Origin of the sequence: Bifidobacterium sp. ESL0728, from assembly GCF_029392015.1 — a bacterium.
Lineage (GTDB): Bacteria > Actinomycetota > Actinomycetes > Actinomycetales > Bifidobacteriaceae > Bifidobacterium.
Genome location: NZ_CP113925.1, coordinates 750,625 through 769,444 on the forward strand (window position 1 = coordinate 750,625; position 18,820 = coordinate 769,444).

At 54.3% G+C, this 18,820-nt stretch carries 18 protein-coding genes, 1 tRNA gene and 1 pseudogene; 14 read left to right on the forward strand and 6 right to left on the reverse strand.

What is annotated here, in order from left to right; all coding sequences use genetic code 11:
• Positions 1-68: 68 nt before the first annotated feature.
• Both OZX67_RS02655 and pgm read right to left on the reverse strand, forming a co-directional pair.
• Positions 69-677 (reverse strand): annotated as a pseudogene (locus tag OZX67_RS02655) (ribonuclease H); the annotation flags it as partial.
• A gap of 230 nt (positions 678-907) precedes the next feature.
• Positions 908-2,584: a phosphoglucomutase (alpha-D-glucose-1,6-bisphosphate-dependent) gene (gene pgm, locus OZX67_RS02660; RefSeq protein ID WP_277143911.1), complete on the reverse strand. Its 1,677-nt coding sequence runs from the start codon at positions 2,582-2,584 to the stop codon at positions 908-910.
• Positions 2,585-3,056: 472 nt separating this feature from the next.
• Here pgm and OZX67_RS02665 point away from each other — a divergent pair, with 472 nt between their 5' ends.
• The gene (locus OZX67_RS02665; RefSeq protein ID WP_277143913.1) at positions 3,057-3,497 is read left to right on the forward strand and encodes a DUF3290 domain-containing protein; all 441 of its coding nucleotides are present in this window, start codon (positions 3,057-3,059) and stop codon (positions 3,495-3,497) included.
• A 214-nt stretch (positions 3,498-3,711) separates the two neighbouring features.
• A complete protein-coding gene (locus tag OZX67_RS02670) occupies positions 3,712-4,347 on the forward strand; it encodes a DUF421 domain-containing protein (protein ID WP_277143915.1) in 636 nt (211 codons plus the stop codon).
• 268 nt (positions 4,348-4,615) lie between these two features.
• Here OZX67_RS02670 and OZX67_RS02675 read toward each other — a convergent pair whose 3' ends face one another.
• Positions 4,616-5,722, reverse strand: coding sequence for a diacylglycerol kinase family protein (locus OZX67_RS02675; protein WP_277143917.1), 1,107 nt, complete (start codon positions 5,720-5,722; stop codon positions 4,616-4,618).
• A 553-nt stretch (positions 5,723-6,275) separates the two neighbouring features.
• Here OZX67_RS02675 and OZX67_RS02680 point away from each other — a divergent pair.
• The 7 genes from OZX67_RS02680 to OZX67_RS02710 all read left to right on the forward strand — a co-directional run bounded on the left by OZX67_RS02680 (position 6,276) and on the right by OZX67_RS02710 (position 12,529).
• Complete coding sequence (locus OZX67_RS02680; protein ID WP_277143919.1) at positions 6,276-7,640, forward strand: aromatic amino acid transport family protein; 1,365 nt, start codon at positions 6,276-6,278, stop codon at positions 7,638-7,640.
• A 438-nt stretch (positions 7,641-8,078) separates the two neighbouring features.
• Entirely contained in the window at positions 8,079-9,431 is a 1,353-nt protein-coding gene (locus OZX67_RS02685) for an aromatic amino acid transport family protein (RefSeq protein WP_277143921.1), read from the forward strand.
• Between the two features lie 165 nt (positions 9,432-9,596).
• Positions 9,597-10,883, forward strand: coding sequence for a serine--tRNA ligase (gene serS, locus OZX67_RS02690; RefSeq protein ID WP_277143923.1), 1,287 nt, complete (start codon positions 9,597-9,599; stop codon positions 10,881-10,883).
• A gap of 92 nt (positions 10,884-10,975) precedes the next feature.
• Positions 10,976-11,060, forward strand: a tRNA-Ser gene (locus OZX67_RS02695).
• A 407-nt stretch (positions 11,061-11,467) separates the two neighbouring features.
• Entirely contained in the window at positions 11,468-11,734 is a 267-nt protein-coding gene (locus tag OZX67_RS02700; RefSeq protein ID WP_277143925.1) for a type II toxin-antitoxin system RelB/DinJ family antitoxin, read from the forward strand.
• On the forward strand, positions 11,727-12,005 hold the full coding sequence (locus OZX67_RS02705) for a type II toxin-antitoxin system YafQ family toxin (RefSeq protein WP_277144868.1): 279 nt from the start codon (positions 11,727-11,729) through the stop codon (positions 12,003-12,005). Before OZX67_RS02700 ends, OZX67_RS02705 begins: the two co-directional genes overlap by 8 nt.
• Before the next feature lie 335 nt (positions 12,006-12,340).
• Positions 12,341-12,529 (forward strand): hypothetical protein, encoded by a 189-nt coding sequence (locus OZX67_RS02710; protein ID WP_277143927.1) that lies wholly within the window; start codon positions 12,341-12,343, stop codon positions 12,527-12,529.
• A gap of 96 nt (positions 12,530-12,625) precedes the next feature.
• On the opposite strand, the gene OZX67_RS02715 is transcribed toward OZX67_RS02710, so the two are convergent.
• Both OZX67_RS02715 and OZX67_RS02720 read right to left on the reverse strand, forming a co-directional pair.
• Positions 12,626-13,180, reverse strand: a complete 555-nt coding sequence (locus OZX67_RS02715) for a PIN domain-containing protein (protein ID WP_277143929.1) — start codon at positions 13,178-13,180, stop codon at positions 12,626-12,628.
• 11 nt (positions 13,181-13,191) lie between these two features.
• Positions 13,192-13,575, reverse strand: coding sequence for a helix-turn-helix domain-containing protein (locus OZX67_RS02720; RefSeq protein ID WP_277143931.1), 384 nt, complete (start codon positions 13,573-13,575; stop codon positions 13,192-13,194).
• A 595-nt stretch (positions 13,576-14,170) separates the two neighbouring features.
• On the opposite strand from OZX67_RS02720, the gene OZX67_RS02725 reads away from it, so the two are divergent.
• Genes OZX67_RS02725 through OZX67_RS02740 form a run of 4 tightly spaced genes read left to right on the forward strand, consistent with a single transcriptional unit; the run spans position 14,171 to position 16,629 of the window.
• Positions 14,171-14,443, forward strand: a complete 273-nt coding sequence (locus OZX67_RS02725) for a hypothetical protein (RefSeq protein ID WP_277143933.1) — start codon at positions 14,171-14,173, stop codon at positions 14,441-14,443.
• A gap of 11 nt (positions 14,444-14,454) precedes the next feature.
• On the forward strand, positions 14,455-14,847 hold the full coding sequence (locus OZX67_RS02730; RefSeq protein WP_277143934.1) for a hypothetical protein: 393 nt from the start codon (positions 14,455-14,457) through the stop codon (positions 14,845-14,847).
• Positions 14,841-16,250 carry a polymorphic toxin type 44 domain-containing protein gene (locus OZX67_RS02735; protein ID WP_277143936.1) on the forward strand — a complete coding sequence of 470 codons (1,410 nt, stop codon included), beginning with the start codon at positions 14,841-14,843 and terminating at the stop codon, positions 16,248-16,250. The genes OZX67_RS02730 and OZX67_RS02735 overlap by 7 nt, the downstream gene beginning before the upstream one ends.
• The gene (locus OZX67_RS02740) at positions 16,219-16,629 is read left to right on the forward strand and encodes a hypothetical protein (RefSeq protein WP_277143938.1); all 411 of its coding nucleotides are present in this window, start codon (positions 16,219-16,221) and stop codon (positions 16,627-16,629) included. Before OZX67_RS02735 ends, OZX67_RS02740 begins: the two co-directional genes overlap by 32 nt.
• Before the next feature lie 649 nt (positions 16,630-17,278).
• On the opposite strand, the gene OZX67_RS02745 is transcribed toward OZX67_RS02740, so the two are convergent.
• On the reverse strand, positions 17,279-18,004 hold the full coding sequence (locus tag OZX67_RS02745) for a hypothetical protein (RefSeq protein WP_277143940.1): 726 nt from the start codon (positions 18,002-18,004) through the stop codon (positions 17,279-17,281).
• A gap of 185 nt (positions 18,005-18,189) precedes the next feature.
• Between OZX67_RS02745 and OZX67_RS02750 the strand changes: the two genes are divergently transcribed.
• The gene (locus OZX67_RS02750) at positions 18,190-18,795 is read left to right on the forward strand and encodes a hypothetical protein (protein WP_277143942.1); all 606 of its coding nucleotides are present in this window, start codon (positions 18,190-18,192) and stop codon (positions 18,793-18,795) included.
• Positions 18,796-18,820: the final 25 nt, after the last annotated feature.

The following is an 18,820-nucleotide window of genomic DNA, read 5'->3' on the forward strand; positions in this document are numbered from 1 at the left end:
GAAGTCTGGTTTTCGTTACCTTCGGAATCGTCTGAATTATCACTGTCGCCATCGCCTGGCTCAGCGCCGCGCCCGAGATGATATTGTTCCTCGGTGATTTTGCCGTTGATGAGCATTTTGGCATCGGCGGGGATATCCACGCCCTTGGCGTACGGCGAGGCAAGCAACGACTGCCAGCCCTCCAGCGGCAGGTAGCCGTCCTTGACTCCGCTGCGTGCGTCGCCGGAGTAGGTGTGGGCGAGGTCGTCGACCTTCTCGTTGCCGGGATTGCCGTTGTGACCCTTGACCCAGACGAATTTCACCGGCCCTTGGCGGCGGCTGATTTCGGCGTCGATGGCCTTGATGAGCGGAGCGTTTTTGACCGGCTTCTTCTGCGAGTTCCTCCAGCCGTTCTTCTTCCAACCCCTGACCCATGTGGTCGAGCAGTTGATGGCGTACTGCGAGTCGGTCTCGATGGTCAGCGGTTCGGCTCCGCGGTGCGCCCGCAGCGCCTCAAGCACCGCGCACAGCTCGCCGATCTGGTTGGTGCCGTTGGTGGCGCCGCCCGCATCGCTGTCGCCGTCGTGCTGATGCCCGTCCGTGCGAGCCGCATTCGTTGCGTGATCCGCCCAAGCCCAGCCCATTGGCCCGTTCGGGTTGCCGAGTGCGCTGCCGTCCGTTGAAACCGTAATAGTCATAGTTACCAGCCTACGTTTTGCCACCGAAATTAAAAGATAAATATAAAATCTATTTTATACATTTTGTTAAAATTTAGTTGAAAGTAAAGTGTGTTTTATGCTCTGGAGACGTTTGAAAGTTTGGATTTGGACTGAAGCAAACGAAAGTCGGTAGATAGGTTTTTCGAAATGGCGGAATTCCGCCATTCCTATTTTCCTATCTACCGACTTGTGCGATGCTTTATGATGAATTACTCGCCGAGTGCCTTGTCGACCACATCGGTGGCCTCGTCGAGCACCTTGTCGAGTGCCTCGGGGGAGACGAACGACTCGGCGTAGATCTTGTAGATGTTCTCGGTGCCGGAGGGGCGGGCGGCGAACCAGTTGTTCTTCGTGGTTACCTTGATACCGCCGATGGGCGCATCGTTGCCGGGGGCGCGGGTGAGCTTGGCGGTGATGTCCTCGCCGGCCAGCGTTGTAGCGCTGACGGATTCGGGGGAAAGGGCTGCGAACTTCTGCTTCTGTTCGAGTGTGGTCGGCGTATCGACGCGCTTGTACCAGCTTTCGCCGAACTTGGCGACCTGTTCCTGATGGAGTTGGGCCGGATTCTTGCCGGTTTTCGCGGTGATTTCCGCGGCGAGCAGGTCGGGGATGATGCCGTCCTTGTCGGTGGTCCATACGCGGCCGTCGCGACGCAGGAAGCTCATGCCGGAACTCTCTTCGCCGCCGAACGCGACCTTGCCGGTGAAGAGCGGATTGACGAACCACTTGAATCCAACCGGCACCTCGATAAGCGGGGCGCCGATGGAGGCGGCCACGCGGTCGATCAGCGAGGACGAGACCAGCGTCTTGCCTACGCCAGTGCCCTTGGGCCAGCCCGGACGTGCGCCGCCGAAGAGATAGGCGATGCACACGGCGAGGTAGTGGTTCGGGTTCATCACTCCCCAGTCGGGGCAGACGATGCCGTGGCGGTCGGCGTCGGGGTCAGTGCCGCCCACGAGATCGTACTTGCTCCACGCGCCGGCGTTGAGTTCGTCGACGAGGCCCTTCATCGCATACTGCGAGCTCGGGTCCATGCGGATCTTGCCATCGTGGTCGATGGTCATAAACCGCCAGGTCGGATCCACGTCGGGGCGCACCACGCCGATGTTGAGGCCGTACTTTTCATTGATGAGCGGCCAATAGTTGACCGAAGCGCCGCCGAGCGGATCGATGCCCAGGCGCACGCCGGAGGAACGGATGAGGTCGAAATCGATGACGTTGCCGAGGTCGGAAACGTAATGATCGCGGTAGTCGAAACGTTCGACCAGCGGGGACTTGATGGCCTCGTCGTAGGGGACGCGCTTGACGTCGCGGAACGAGCCGAGCAAATCGTTGGCACGGTTGGCGATGGCTTCGGTCGCCTCGGCTGGGGCCGGACCTCCGGTGACCGGGTCGTACTTGAAACCACCGTCGGTCGGCGGGTTGTGCGAAGGGGTCACCACGATGCCGTCGGCAAGGCCGTCGCCTTCAAAGCGCTGCGAACCATCGACCGCGCGGTTGTGGGTTAAGATGGCGTGCGAAATGACCGGGGTCGGCACGAAGTCATCGCGCGAATCGATGCGCACGGTCACGCCGTTCGCAACCAAAACCTCGATGGCCGTCTTCATCGCGGGGCCGGAAAGCGCGTGGGTGTCGCGTCCGAGATACAGCGGTCCGGTCACGCCTGCCTTCTTGCGGTATTCGGCGATGGCCTGCGAAATCGCGACGATATGGGCTTCGTTGAACGAGGTCTTCAGCGACGAACCGCGGTGTCCGGAAGTGCCGAAGGAGACGCGTTGCGCCGGGTCGGTCGGGTCTGGGATGGCGTCATAGTATTTTCCGATGACCTCGTTGACGTCGATGAGGTCGGCTTGTGTGGCGGGTTTGCCCGCATTGTTTGCAACCATACTTCCATTGTGCCACAGTCGTAGGGCGAAAGGGCGAGGTTTGTGCGGTATCACAACCAATCGCACACAGCCGTTGTGCGGTTGGCCAATGGATTGCTGCTGGTAAACGGACTCTGGTTTCCTGTTGCGTGCAGTTTTCCGGCACCAAAGTGTGGTGTTGCTGGTAAACGGATTCTGACCATCGTCAAGATGCGGTTTCCCGGCATTAATGTGTGGCGATGCCGGTATTTGGACTTTGCGATATTTTTGTATGCGGTTTCCGGCATCAATCTGTAGGTCGGCAATGGATGTCGTTGGAAATGCGAAGCAAAATGAGCGCGTTGTAGTCAGACGTTCTGGTACCTATAGCGGTCATACGGCTGGAAAATGTCATATAAATTCTCCTGTGAGCGCCAAACGCAAGTTACGTATTGCGTCGAACCTACGATGAAACGGGAGAAATCACCCGTCAACCTACGTTTGAGGCGTTTCCATGACATTTTACGGCATCAATTACCTGCAAAGCCAGCACGGCATCAATCAGGTCGTGCGCTTCGTCATCATCATCGCGCTGTGCGTGGCGCTGGTTGCGTTCTTCGCCTTGTATCTGCGGCACCGGCTCAAGACGAAATACCGCGATTTGGGCATCATCGCGCTGCTGCTGGCGGTGCTGGTGGTCGGTAGCGGCTATACGCAATTCCAGCAAAGCGAGACGGCCAGTGCGAAAAGCGAGCAGATGGTCAATTTCGTCACGCAGGTCGCCAAGGAGCGGCACGTTTCGCAGGACGATGTGCTCGTCAATTCAAAGTATCTGAATCAGGACGTCATCGTCAAGATCGGCAAAAAGTACTATACGGTGAACCTCAACACGGACTACACGGCTTACAAACTCACCGAAACCCACATGCTCACCGACGTCAAAGTAGAGAAGTGAATGAGAGACATGGGGCGCGCCTTTGCGTCGTGGATACTGCTGGATACTGCTAGGAACAGGTCAATCCTGCGAGAAAACGTACGTTTCGACAGCCCAAAATATACGAAAACTCGCAGGATTGACCGGTTACTAGCGGGAACTGGATGTTCAGCCGATTAAAACTATCCAATTTTGATTATCGTGATTAACGACATAAGCAAGTAAGGAGCTTTTCATGCTCATCAGCACCACACTCATCATCAAACTCGTCGTGGGCATCGCCTTCCTGATCGTCCACATCAACCTCTTCGGCAAGTCCAATCTCGCGCCCACCAGCGCCATGGACCAGATTCAGAACTACGTGCTCGGCGCCATCATCGGCGGCGTGATCTACAACGAACAGATCACGGTGCTCCAGTTCGTCTTCGTTCTGGTCACCTGGACGCTTCTATGCATGATCATCAAGTTCGCCAAGGAAAACAGCCGGTTCTGCAAGAAAATCATCGACGGAAGCCCGGTCATGTTGATTTCGCATGGCAAGGTCGACGTCGCCACCTGCATGCGCAAGGGCGTCTCCGCCAGCGACCTGATGCTCAAGCTGCGCGCGCAGGGTGTCTATGAGATTTCCAAGGTCCTGAAGGCCTACTTCGAGCAGAACGGACAGCTGACGGTGATCTGCTATGGCGACGAGTCGTTGCGACTGCCGCTGATCGTGGACGGCCAGGTTGACACCGACGTGCTCGAAGCCATTGGCCACGACAAGGAATGGCTTGAAGACGAGGTCAAAAAGCAGGGTTACGACGGCACCAACGGCGTGTATATCGGCGAGTATGTCTCGAAGAAGCTGGAACTGACCGGTTACGCGAAGTAGCGGGGAAGTGCCCGCTGACCGGTTACGCGAAATAACGGGGAAGTATCGACTTACCTTGTGTGCGAAGTAGTGGAAAATATCTGGAACTCACGGGGTGCACGAAATAATGGGAGTAGTGGGACTGGCGTAGTGCGTGCAGTTGGTGCCCGTTCCGGTTTGGGTATTTCAGTATAACGATATCCAAACGATGGCTGTCAGCAAGTAAAGATGATTGATGCCGTCTCCAAGATGATGACTGACGATGACTGACGATGACTGCGGTTACCGTCTATTGATACTGTTCGATTTCCTCTTTGGCGGGGACGCGCACGCGTAACGACTTCGGCTCGACACTGAAGCGGATATGGCTGGTGGAGCCGAGCATGTCGCCGTCGACTTGCGCCAGTGCCGGATTTTCAAGCTTGATTTCGGCCTTGACACCTTGAATCTGGTCCATCGTGGAATTTGTGGAAAGCGGGCTTTGCTGGGCTTTGCCGGTGATGGTTTGATGCATTACATCGCCGAAGAGGTTCATCCAGCCCAAGATGCCGCCCGAGGTGTCGATGATTTCGAAATCGAGCAGACCGTCGTCGAACGAGGCGTCAGGCATCAGCGAAAACACCGGAATCTGGCCGCAGTTGCCGGCCATGAACGTGCGGAAATGCACATCCCCGACGGTATGCGAACTGCCGTCGGCCGAAGTGATGGTAATGGCCCCACGATATTTCGGCGCGAAGAGGTGCTTCATGCCGCCCGAGAAATAGGCGAGCCAGCTGATGCTCTTCTTCAGTTCCGGGCTCGTGTCGCTGATCATATCGGCGTCGAAGCCGATGCCGGCGATGATAAGGAAGGCATGGGCATGGTCTTCGCCGGGCTTGTCGAGCAGCGCCATGCGCCCCATATCGACCATCCGCGAGCCGTGCGAGGTCGCGATGGCCAACGCCGCATTGATGTCGTCGACCGGGATACCCATGTTGCGGGCGAAAAGATTGCCGGTGCCGATGGGAATGATGGCCAAAGTGTGGCCGGTTCCGCTCACCGCGCTCGCCACGGTGCGCACGGTGCCGTCGCCGCCCACCGCCACCAGCACGTCGGCCCCGTGTTCCAGTGCTTCCAAAGCGCAGACCCGGCCGTCGCGTTCCAGCGTGGTTTCGATGAATTCGATGTCGGTGATGTTGTGGTCTTTGCAGAATTCCTCGATATGCAGGCGCGACCGCGCGGCCTGAGGCTTCGAAGGATTGATGATGAAAGCATAGCGGACCTGATCGTCGTCACGCTTGTTGAGTCTCTGCACCCTCCGCCAGCGCTTCCAGGCGCGCCAGATCAACGCGGCGGCAACGGCGAGAACGCATACCGCGACCACGGCGACGATGACGAAAACCACAGTTCGGGACATGGCTCTATTGTGACGCGATACGGTGACGTTGTGCCTGAATTTGAAAAAAAGATGAACGAAGCCTACACGTTGGTTTGCTTTGGTTTGTCGGTTTATTATTCGATTGCGACGATTCTTTCTATGGTTACAAACAATGGCGGCGTGGCTATCTGTAATTAAAGGAAAACAGGGAGGATGCGGCCGAGGAAACAGAAACGTAACAATCCCATCTCATTATTTGTCACCGGATTATCGGCAGTGGATTGACTTCAATATACTGTGAACCATGTTCGACATGGGGATTGAAGCAGGCTGCACGGCCAATGCCGTGAGCCGCTCTTTGATTGCCCGAAATGTCGGCATTCTTGCTTCGACCCGTCGATCGCATTTGTCGTCGACCGTCGTCTGCAGCGATATTTCGGATTGATTTATTAGGTTTCATAAACGTTCAGATATTGCATCATCGCAATGGCGTAATCTGCCCGGTAAAGCGTGATGTTTTGCTTCGTGTTGGGTGGTGACCCATTTGAAGCGGATTTTAAAAATCCAACAAAAATGAGGGGAAAGTGGATTTATGACGAAAGAAGAAGAACGTCCGGTGAAACGACGAGCGGACGGCGCGCAAGCCGGTGCGTCAAGTGAGGTGCAGAAAACCGAAGATTATAAGACCGATAAGGCATATGCGCTGAAATGGCATGGCCAGGATGTGCGTTGGATGCTGAGCCTGTTCGGCACAGCCATCGGCGCGGGGGTGCTGTTCCTGCCGATCGACGCGGGTGGTGCGGGCATCATCGGCATCGTGCTCATGCTGCTGGTGGCCTATCCGCTGGCCTATTTCGCGCATCGTGCGATGTGCCGGTTCGTGCTTTCGGCCAGGAACCCGGGCGACGACATCACCGACGTGGTCGAGCAGCATTTCGGCTTCGGTTTCGGCATGGTCTTCACCATCATCTACTTCGTCGAGGTGCTGGTCATCCTGCTGATGTATTCGGTCTCCATCACCAATACCGCCGAAAGCTTCATCGTCAACCAGCTGCACATGTCCGCTCCGCCGCGTTGGCTGCTTTCCCTCGTGCTTGTCGCCGTGCTGATTCTGATCATGACCTGCGGAACCCGAGCCGTGACCCGCGTGATGAGCTGGCTGACCTGGCCGGTCATCGCAGTATTGGTGATTTTCGCGCTCTATCTCATCCCGCGCTGGAACCCTTCCATGCTCACCAGCATTCCCAGAAACGCGGCCGGCGGCTTTGATTTCAGCACACTTCTGCTTGATCTGTGGCTTTTGGTCCCCGTCATCGTGCTCACGTTCGATCATTCCGCCATCGTCTCTTCGTTCTCCGTCAACGTGCGCAAGCGTTACGGCAAGTATTCCGACGACAAGATCGGCAAGATTTTGAAGCTCGGCGAGCCCATGATGGTCACCGTCGTGCTCTTCTTCGTATTGAGCAGCGACCTGGCCCTGACGCCCGGCGACTTGGTGAAGGCCAAGGCACAGAACGTTTCCATCCTGAGCTACCTGGCCAACATGCTCAATACCCCAGCCATCTCCTGGATCGCCTCCATCACCGCGTTCGTCTGCATTTTCAAGGCGTTCCTCGGCCACTATCTGGGCGTCGAGGAAGGGCTCGGCGGCATCATCCGCAAGGTGACGCACGTCAAGGGGGTCGTGGTCGAACGCAAGAAGCTCAATGTGCTCGTCAACGTTCTGATGTTCGTCGCCTGCTGGCTTGTCGCGTGGGCCAACCCCTCCGCCATCGGCATGATCGAGACCATGGCCGGCCCGCTCATCGCTTTCGTGCTTCTGCTGCTGCCGATGTACGGAGTCCATAAGGTGCCGGCGCTCAAGAAATACTCCCACAAGATCAGCAACGTGTTCATCGTGGTCGTCGGCGTGGTCGCGGTCAGCGCCATCTTCTACAACATCGTCGAATTGTTCTGACATTTCGCTTTCCTGCCAAATAGCCTGTGAGCCTGAAAATTATGCGCTCGCAGGCTATTTTTATGGTTTATTTGGATTATCCTGTCTCAAAATGTGTCGGGGGATTTGTTTTTCCTCATGACATGGCTATGGTAGTTTCTATGTTCACTTTGGCAATGGAATCAGGCGTCGCGACGATTGTCGCGCGTCGTTTCAGCGTTGCCCAAAGCATGGATTTCTCGCGTTCGTCGCGTCGATCGTTTTCGTCGGTCGTCGCAGATCGCGATATCTCGGGTTCATCGTCTGAACTTCGTTAACACCGCAATATCGCATTGCCGCGACGGCAAGGTCATCTGCCCGGTAGTGCGAGGTGTTTTGTTCCGTTATTGAGCAGTTTCCTCAATTGAAGCGAATCCCAATCAATAAGCCAAGAAACAAAACATCAGAAAGTGGTATCTTATGACAGCGCAACAAAAGCAACCGGCAAAACGACGAACGGCAGAGGTGCAGACCGAAATGCCCAAGGAAAAGCAGGTCGGCGAAGACTATGCGATGAAATGGCATGGCCAGGACGTGCGTTGGATGCTGAGCCTGTTCGGCACGGCCATCGGCGCGGGTGTTTTGTTCCTGCCCATCGACGTGGGCGGGGTTGGCACGCTTGGTCTGTTGTTGACTGTCATCATCGCCCTGCCGCTGGCCTATTTCGCGCACCGTGCGATGTGCCGGTTCGTGCTTTCGGCCAAAGCTCCGGGCGATGACATCACCGACGTGGTGGAGCAGCATTTCGGCTTCGGTTTTGGCATGGTCTTCACGCTGATTTATTTCGCGCAGATTTTCGTGCTGCTGATGGTCTATTCCATTTCCATCACCAACACCGCCGAAAGCTTCATCGTCAACCAGCTGCATATGCACGCGCCGCCCCGCGGCTTGCTCTCCCTGATTCTGATCGCCATCCTCATCGTCATCGTCACCTGCGGCACCACCATCGTCACCCGTGTGATGAGCTGGATGACGTGGCCGGTCATCGCGGTGCTTGTGCTGTTCGCGCTTTACCTTATTCCGCGCTGGAACCCGTCCATGCTCACCAGCTATCCGCAGAACGCGGGCGGCGGTCTCGACCTGGGCAAGCTGGCGCTGAACCTGTGGCTGCTCATCCCGGTGATCGTGCTCACTTTCGACCATTCCGCCATCGTTTCCTCCTTCTCCGTCAACGTACGCTTGGAATACGGTGCGAAATACGCCGAACGCAAGGCCATCAAGATTCTGAAGGCGGGGGAGCCCATGATGGTCGCCGTCGTCCTGTTCTTCGTCATTTCCAGCGATTTGGCGCTCGACCCGGCAAGCCTCGCCAAAGCCAAGGTGCAGAACGTCTCCATCCTGAGCTATCTGGCCAATATCCTCAACAGCCCGGTCATCTCCTGGGTTGCGGCGCTGACCTCATTCTTCTGCATTTTCAAGGCGTTCCTCGGCCACTACCTCGGTGTCGAGGAAGGGCTCGGCGGCATCATCCGCAAGGTGGCGCAGACGCGGCATCGTGTCATCAAGCGTGGCCCGCTGCGTGTGGCCGTCAACGTCATCATGTTCTTCGCCTGCTGGTTCATTGCCTGGGCCAATCCTTCCGTCATCGGCATGCTCGAGACGATGGCCGGCCCGCTCATCGCCTTCGTGCTGATGCTCCTGCCGATGTACGCGATCCACAAGGTGCCGGTGCTGCAGAAGTACAGGGGCAAGGCCAGCAACGTCTTCATTTTCGTGGTCGGCCTTATCGCCGTCACCGCGATCTTCTACAACATCGTGGAACTGTTCGTATGATGCGGGTTGGCGGTGTTTTGGATTGTTGAAGCGCGTTGCGGTAAATAGCAGATATGGATAATGAATATTGATATTTATCTGTGTCGGTAAAGGCAAAACGGGGTGCCTGCCGGCGGGTTTGTTGCCGGGCTGTAGGTGTCCCTTTAAGAAAGTAGGCTTGAAGTTATGCTAGATATTCAATTTATTCGTGAACATCCCGACGTTGTGCGGGAATCCCAGCGCAAGCGCGGGGAATCCGTCGAACTTGTCGACGAGGTTTTGAAGCAGGACGAAACCCGTCGCGCCGCCCTCAAATCGTACGAGGAAGCGCGTGCCAGCCAGAAGGCCATGGGCAAGAAGGTCGCTACCGCCGCTCCCGACGAGAAGGCCGCGCTGATCGCGCAGACCAAGGATTTGGCCAACAAGGTCGCCGAATACAAGAAGACTTCCGACGATGCAGCTGCGGCCTACACCAAGGCCATGTGGCAGTTCTCCAACATCGTCGAGCCCGAGGCCCCCGAAGGCGGTGAGGACGATTACGTGGTGGTGCAGAAGGTCGGCACGCCGCGCGATTTCAAGGCCGAGGGCTTTGAGCCCAAGGATCACCTGACGCTGGGTATCGGCGTGGCCGGCATCGACATGCGTCGTGGCGTCAAGGTCTCCGGATCGCGTTTCTACTTCCTGCGCGGCGCCGTCGCCCGCATGCAGATCGCCATGCTCACCATGGCCGTCGACCAGGCCGAGGAGAACGGCTTCACGCTGGCCATCACCCCGACGCTGGTGCGTCCAGAAGTTATGGCTGGAACCGGCTTTTTGAACTCGCACGCCGATGAGATTTATCGTTTGCGTGAACCTGATGACCAGTACTTGGTCGGCACCTCGGAAGTGGCGCTCGCTGGTATGCACGAGAACGAGATTCTTGATCTTGGCAATGGCCCGCTGAAGTATTGCGGCTGGTCGAGCTGCTACCGCCGCGAGGCCGGTGCTGCGGGCAAGGATACCTCAGGCATCATTCGCGTCCACCAGTTCGACAAGGTGGAGATGTTCGTTTACTGCAAGCAGGAAGATTCTCGCGAGATGCACAAGCAGCTGCTTGGCATGGAGGAGCAGATGCTGGCCAAGGTCGAGGTGCCTTACCGCACCATCGACACCGCCGCCGGCGACCTCGGTTCCTCCGCCGCGCGCAAGTTCGACAACGAGGCTTGGGTGCCGACACAGGGCCGTTACCGCGAGCTCACGTCCACTTCGAACTGCACCGAGTATCAGGCCCGCCGCCTCAACATCCGCGAGCGTACCGAGGACGGTTCCACCCGTCCGGTTTCCACGCTGAACGGCACGCTGGCCACCACGCGCTGGCTCGTCGCCATCCTCGAGAACCATCAGCAGAAAGACGGCTCCATCGAGATTCCGAAGGCCATGCGTCCCTACATGGGCGGCCGCGAGGTCATCGAGCCCACCAAGTGGGAGGCGTGATTCGTTGCGTTTTCGGTGACGCGCCTGCTGTCTGCGGGCGGTTGCTATAATTTCATTCGTTGCGTTTGCGGTGCAAGTCGTTAGCGCAACATGGACAGGTGTCTGAGCGGCCGAAAGAGACGGTCTTGAAAACCGTTGAGGAGCAATCCTCCGCGAGTTCGAATCTCGCCCTGTCCGCATTACAAAATGGGTTCTGGGTACTTGTCTATCCAGAACTCATTTGCTTTATCGAAAAGCCAGTGGCGGCAACGATTTCGGCGTTATGCGCGTTCATCTGTAGGAACTGTATATATCCTCGTCGATATACTTCTATAGCTTTCTCTAACGGGGCGAAATGCGGGGCGAGAAAATGCGTTCATTGAGCTTGCCCCTCTTCTCGGTAATTGGGTGATTTCGCAGGAAATGTAATATGCCAATCTGGGCTTGTAATCGTATGGCTCCTGTTTGTGGGAGTTTTTGTAGTGAGCTGTCCTACCTGTGTGCAGGCAAGTTAAGCTGAGTTCTTTTAAGGAAGTGGGTAGTCATAGTAATAACTTGAAAGGTAACGTAAACAAGAGTAAATTTAACTTAAAAAGGAGTAAATTATGCAAGCTTCAGCAGCACGTACGCGTATCCAAATCAGTACCAAAAAAACGCTTAAGGAACAGGCGGAGGCGCTTTTCGATTCGTTGGGAATCGATTTGGGAACGGCGGTCAATCTCTTTTTGGCGCAGTCGGTGAAGGATGGGGGTTTGCCGTTCCGTCCTACCTCGATTTCCCCGTTCGAGAACGCCGTGCTTGAAGCAGCGCGCGAGAAGCCGGTCTATGTGGGAAGCATGGATGAGATGAAGGACATCATTGACAATGTTTGAAGTGGCTTATGAACCGACGTTTCTGCGTGACGTCCGTAAGCTCAAACGTAAACATTACGATATGGGTAAACTCAATCGGGCCTTGGGCGTGCTGCAGGCTCAGGACAAGGAAGTGCTGAGAACCCGGTATCGCGATCACGCTTTGAAAGGTAACCTCAAATCGTTCCGCGAGTTGCACGTCGAGGGAGATTGGCTGCTTGTCTATCAAATCGTCAACAAGACGCTCACACTTACTCTCACCCGCACCGGCAGCCACGATGATGTGCTGTGAATGTGGTTGATACGGGCGATGAAACAATTGGCGATGTCCCGGTCTGAGACATGGGAGCCGGTGACATGCGGTCGGGAAGAGTTATAAGAGGCTACCTTCCTGCAGGCTCGTCGATCGGGAATGTATGGTGGCAATGATGTGAACCACTGTCTTGCTTGCACGCCTGCATTCGACAAGGATTCGAATCGTTACATTGCAATCGGTATCGATGGCAGAGGACGATATGTCGAGCTGGTTGTCATTCGTAAGGCTGGTGGCCTGTGGCTGGTCATTCATGCGCAGACACCGCCGCGACAAGACATCAAACAGAGATTGGGCTTTGGAAGGAGTCGATAATGAGCGATGAGGAACTGTACAAGCTTTTCGGAACGACTGAGGATGATGTGAATCGTACGGTCGACAAGGTGGAAGCCGGTGATTATTCTGATTTTGATTTTTCGCAAGTCATGCAGGGGCGGCCCATGGAGAAGGAACGTATGGAGACGGTTTCTGCGCCGGTGGCGGAGTCCCGTGTGAGGCGATGAATCGCGTGGCCAAAGGGCAGGCATCTCTCGTAGTGAATTCATCCGTCGCGCCATCGATCGTGAGCTTATGGCGTTGCCGTGATAGGATATTCGTCGTTATGACTTTTTGCTGATTCTGTCTGCGAATGTGGTGAGTCCCGCCTCGCGCAGGCCCTGAATCTCCTCTTTCATGGTGCGCGGAGGGTGTTGCTTACGTTGTGTCATGTGGTGCATGGCAGCGGTAACAGTTTCACAATCGGAATCATAGAGCCGGGTGAGGAATGTGTCCGGGTGCTCTGCTGTGATGTTATGCCTGCTGAGCTCGGTTGTGGGGAAGTCGGCAAGGTTCATGGTGACGATGGTGGTCGCCTCGCCTGCTATGGCGGCGGCGAGCACATGTCGGTCATCGGGGTCGGGCAGTGTGAGTCCGTCCATGTAACCCCGCCAGTCGGGCACCTGTGCCCAAGGATAGGCGCGGTTCACGGTGTCGAGGAATGAGTCGATTGCTTCGGATGTCGAGTTCTGCCACACTTCCGGCAGGTGACGTTCCGCCTCTTCCATGATCATGGTTGACCACAATGGCTGGAACATTCCCTCGTCAGCCAAGGTGAGAATCGGATCAAGGACCCAGAGGCGAAAGAAGACGTTCGCGTCGATCACCACAGATTCCATGAGCGATTTCCCTATCGGTTGTTCGCCGGGTCGTAGAGGCCCATGTTCTCGGCTTGATCGCGCATATCATCCAAAGCCGAGCGCCGATCGGATCGCATGCGTTTGGCATAAGCGATGACATCGTTTTCGAGCATCATCCTGTTGCCTCCCTGTCCATTGCGACGATAGGGGATAGCGTTGGCGTCGAGCATGCGCTGCACAGTCTTGCGTGAGACGCCAAGGATTTGGGCGGCTTCGCCGGTGCCGATGGTCCGGTTTGAATCGGAAACGGCCATGGCCGCTTTCATGGCGGCGTCGAAAGCCTTCTCGTCCAGCTTGTACGTTTTACCGTTGCCTTGCAGTACATAGCGTGCGTTGTTGCTGATTGGCCTTGCCTCAATGGTCGCGATGCTCATGATTGTTTCCTCCCGCAAGTTCCTGGATTCACGGATGTCCAATATGACCAATAGTAGCATAATGGAATCTGTTGTGTATTCGCTTCTGGAACATATCTGATAAGGCGACACGGACGGCGGATTCAAGGGTTCTGGAGGCGTGGATTTGGCGTAATCCGGGCAGATGCCGTCGTTATTGTGTGCCGTGTAGGCTCGTATGTAACCGTAAGGAAACATTTCTAGCGGGGCGAGATGCAGAGCGGGTCCAATTTCACGGACAGGTAGAATCCTAATGATTTCAATGATGTAAGCTACGATTTCGCTCGAATCTCGCCCTGTCCGCATTACAAGGGTTTCGGGTTTTAGTCTGAAGCCCTTTTGTTTTCTGGGTATTGTCAATAATCCTGATATCTTCCAACGCTTAAAATTTTTATGCTTCCGTTATCCGTAACCCTCAAAGTCGGATGGGTGTCTGGGGATGTGCAAAGGATGCGCGATTCGGCGGATTTTCGTGAGTGAGCGTTGCAAAAGGGAGTTAGTCTAAAGTATTATTAATAACCATAATATGATTGTTCGATATAAAGTTTGTTTCTGCTCATGAACTTGGAGGTGCTGCATGGCCGAAAGTGAAATCAAGTCGAGCGATGTGGAGGCTCAAGAGGCAATCGGTGAACTGACAGGTCTTGATGCGTCGGGTTTCGCGAACCAGTCAGTGACCATGGGGTCGGCCACGGTCGCGTCTATGAAGGCCGGGGCGAATCTGTGCAACGCGTTGATGGGTGACGTTTCTGATGTAGTCTCTTGCGTTCTGTCTCAGGCCAACAAGTTCCCGCGGATTGCGCATGTCATCGAGGAACGAGACGAAGCCACCGCGCAGCGATGGAAGTGAGATAAAGCGTTATGGGATACTATTCGGGGAATTCTGTCGCTCATTCGAAACCTTCCGATGCTGAAGAAGAAGATTTGAAACGGGCCAAACGTCTTCGTCAGATCACTTCGGAACAGGAGGATCTGGAAAATCTGCGCTGGAGCGAAAACGCTCGCGATGAGCAGTTTGCCGAGGAGTTCTCGACGCTTGCAGGGCGGACGCGGCAGCTGTACGAAGATGCCGGGGTTGCTCTTTCGCAACGCAAGCAGGAACAATTGGCTGTCATAGAGGATGTTGAGCGAAACGTACGTGAGTCGGCGGAACGGCATAGCGATGAAGTCAACAGATATTGTTTGGACGCTTCGATGAGGCTGGAGGAAGAGACTGACGAGCTTAGGAAGAAAAGAAGGGATTCGCGATGGTAGTTTATGATTCCGGCGATTCGGACGCAATGATGAACGCCTTGCAAGCCAACCTGAAGGGCGCCAGCGAGGTGTTCGGCCGACTCTCAAAAGGTAGTGGCCATCTTGTGAACACTGTGAACTCTGGGATGTTAAAGGGAGCGGCGTACATGGCCGGCAAGGGAATGTTCGTCACGTATATTGCTCCGATGGTGCACCAGCTCAATGAGGCTGTCGGAGATATACGGGACGATCTGGACGCATACCGCACCTCTGACGGGCAGATACGCGCGGTCGACAATCATATCGACGGTGACTTAGTCCAGAAACAGCTTGAAAACACAAACCATATGATCGATGTCGTGCAGCAAAAGATTAAGACGGATCAGGACAAGTTTAATTCGATGGAGACAGCCAGCTCTTCAGCGCAGGATGCAAAGGCTTTGGGGACAGACTACAGGAAGCTGCAGAAGCAACTTGACAATTTGCAGAAGCTAAAGGCCGATTATGATGAAGAATTGGCTGCACTTCAGGCGTTTGTTGATGATACTGCTCCGTTGTTCAAGGACAGTGCGCAAGTGTTTAAGGATGCAATGCGGGGCGTGAAGGCTATCAACAGTACACGTGCCAACGTTGATGGGTCAGTCGTATTTCCTCCCGGTACGGATATGAGTTGGTTGGCAGCGTTACAAGGGGACAAACTGAAATCCGGCTTAGATCCGAATACTCTTCCCGTCTTCTACAGAGTCAAGGTCACGGAGATTCAGGATGACCCGAATCTCAAGCCCGAAGACAAGGCCAAAAAAATTGAGCAGATCTACGAAGATTGGCTGCATTCCTTGGCTCCTGGCGCTTTTGACGAATATGCCAAAGCCAGAAGGAAATACGACAAGGCAAAACAAGACTATGAAAGCAAGTATCCCGGCAAAAAATATCATTTCGTCGCTGACGACCCCGGGATTATTGCAGCTGATGAGAAGCTTTCAAAAGTACTGCTTAATACGCATGTCAACATTCGTGTTGCTGCACGGGGCCTCGGCGATGATGTCGCTAAGATTTCGTTCAAAAACGATTTAACGGAGTTTTACAACATGGTGCAAACGGATCATCCATTAGATTTGAAAAGTCATCCTTATGGGAATGATAATTATTCTATTTGGTCGAGAGGGTGGGATGGCAACCCGCCGGATGAGAAGAACAACGGTTATCCGTCTTCGGACTTTCTTGGCAATTATCTTTATGGATATTATGGCAGTAGTGTCGGCTTCGACTCAGGAACGTTGCATAATGGAGCAGGTGCTGCCCAGATACTATCAGATGCAGAAAAGTGGCGTCTTAATTTCCATGGTGATAATCAGGGGGATTCTGATGATATCGACGAAGGAATCAAGGACTATGGCAAAGCGCAAGATAAGAAACGCCGTTAAACGTCACAAGGTGGTGACCTCGATCATTGTTGTGCTTCTAGTTCCTGTTTTGCTGCTTGTGTTCTGGTTTTCTTTTGCGGCTATCAAGTACTATACGTTCGACGCCATCTATTATCCATATCAGGAGAAGCGGTTCAATGTGAAAAACCGCGTTGAACTGATTGAAGGTGTATCTCTCTATGTAAGCAGTGACAGCCCTGACGTAACGGTGAAGGTTCAGAGCGACGATGGCGTTAGCTACGGGTCTTTCCGCGGCGTGAGGAAAAATTGGCGGACCGAGGTGGGCGAACACTACACAATCGTTATCAAGAACAATACTGACCGCTGGATCACCGCACACATCGATTATTCGGATGATACCTGTTCGCCGATTTGCTAGTAGGCTGCGTATGTCGGGCAATTCCATCGGTTCTGAAACAATGATAAAAGGAATAATATTATACGGATGACGGTAGGGGAAAGACAAGAACTCGTATAGCCGTTAAGCGGCATATGTCGTTGGTTGTTGCCGCTGGCATCCTGGCGGATTCGGTTTCCCTTTTAATTTCTTTTAGTGGAGATGGGCTATCTGTTGATGCATGAGGTGACTATATGCGTCATAAGCGAAAAAGAGTCGGATGTGATTGGGTTTAATCCGTGCCCATTGGAACAAGTCTCGTATTTGTGCCAGATTATCGAATGTCAGCGTTTAGAGACATTCCTTTTGAACAATAATTCCGAAACAAGGGTTAAATAAACGGAGCTTGAGCCATCTCACTTTGCGCTATAAGTGACATCATGAGAACGGTTGTGGAATTCCGTAAACCTAGCTCCCGATTGATTGAGATACTATCCCGCGGCATTGAAGCAGAATGCAAGAAAACGCCCCGTCGGTTTCGGTGTCATCCGATGAAAGCTTTATGGTCCGGATGGGTAACGCTGCCATCCCCGACATGCTAGCGGTTACCATATCTGGAGATTCCTTCCGCCGGATACGATGATACGCACACCGGATGGATAACGCTTCCGGTGTGCGTGCGAGTCTCTTTTCAGCGCAGCCCAAGTTTCTGGGCTATGCCGCCGTGATGGGAACACATGCCTTGATAATTTGGCGCACCAGGGCGGGATACGGATTGAGAGCCGTCACGGCAAGTGGCATAGAGCGAGCCTGTGCCTCCTTGGTTTGAGGACTGTTGTGGAGCCGCTGATCGGGATTGTGCTTGAGCCTGCTGCGCGGCTTGGGCTTGTTGGGCTGCTTGTGCTGCAGCCGCGGCCGCGGCAGCAGCATCGTTCTGGTTTTTCTGTTTGACGCTGGCCGTCACGGTATCCATGGCTTTTTGCAGCGAATTGGCCGCTTGATTATATTCAGCCGAATCTGATCCGGTAAATGCCGTGGCGGTATTGATGGCGTTGGTGAGGTCGACTCGTGTTTGCGGGTCTGCGACGTTGTTGTTCGATGAGTCGAGCAGGGAATGAGCTTCGGTAATTTTGTTACTCAGCGTGGTTTTGGCAGTTTTGAGTGCCTGTTTTTCTTTCGCTTCCTGCTTTTTCTTTTCTGAGGCCTTCTTCTTGGCTTCGGCATTTTGTTTGGATGAGGAAGACGTTGAAGTGGGTGCGTCGTTACTCGTCGTTGATGATTCGGAACAAGCCGAAACGCCGAAAATCAGTAGCACAGATGCGATGGTGGCAATTATCTTTCTGTTCATTGTCGTTCCTTGTTCTTCGTTAAAAGTTCGATGTTGTTGCATGAATGCTGCTTGGTTGTAAAGCGGCAAATATGCAACTAGGGTGACAAGCGAAAATTATATATTATATTTTGTTTAAAAATCTCCGTTTATGTTAAAAGGTTATCTGTTTGGTAATCGATAGGGATGTTTTATTTGGCTGGGTCGTGTGAATCGTCTATAAGAATAGAGAAGTTAGGATTTTGATTGACGGCTCGTAAAGAGGTGTGACGGTTGTGGAAACATCAATAACCGACGTGGTGCTTGGGCTCGATGGGGTGCTCGTTGAGTGGGACGGGCGACGGCCGATTATCGGGCAATATCCTGAAGGAATCGCCGATATGATGTTTGACCCGCATGACGAGTGGGGGATGGAGTTTTATCTCGCGATGCTCGAAAGCGGGTGGAGCGAGGAACGCGTGCTCGCTTCCTACGAAAAACACCACGGGCCGGCAATCGCTTGGGTGCTCAAGATGTACCTCGACCATGAGGAAGACGGGTTCGTCGGTATGATGCCGGAGATGCCTGAGTTGTTGCGGGATTTGGACGCTGCGGGAATCCGTTTGTGGGGACTGGCGAATACTACGAGCAAGCATCTGAAACTGGCCCGGCAACGTTTCCCGGAACTCGCCATGTTGCGTGATTTTATGGTTTCTTCCGAGGAAAAGCTTCGGTTGCCTGATCCGGTTCTGGTTCATCGAGCTATCGAACATTTCGGCATTGACCCGGCGACGACGTTGTTCGTCGACAACGATGATCGCGCCGTTGGGAAATTGAGTGGTTTGGGTTTTCGCGCGACTGCTTTCAAAGATAGCGATACTTTGCGAAATGAGTTGTTCTGATCCCGTCGTTTCAGATTTTGACGCG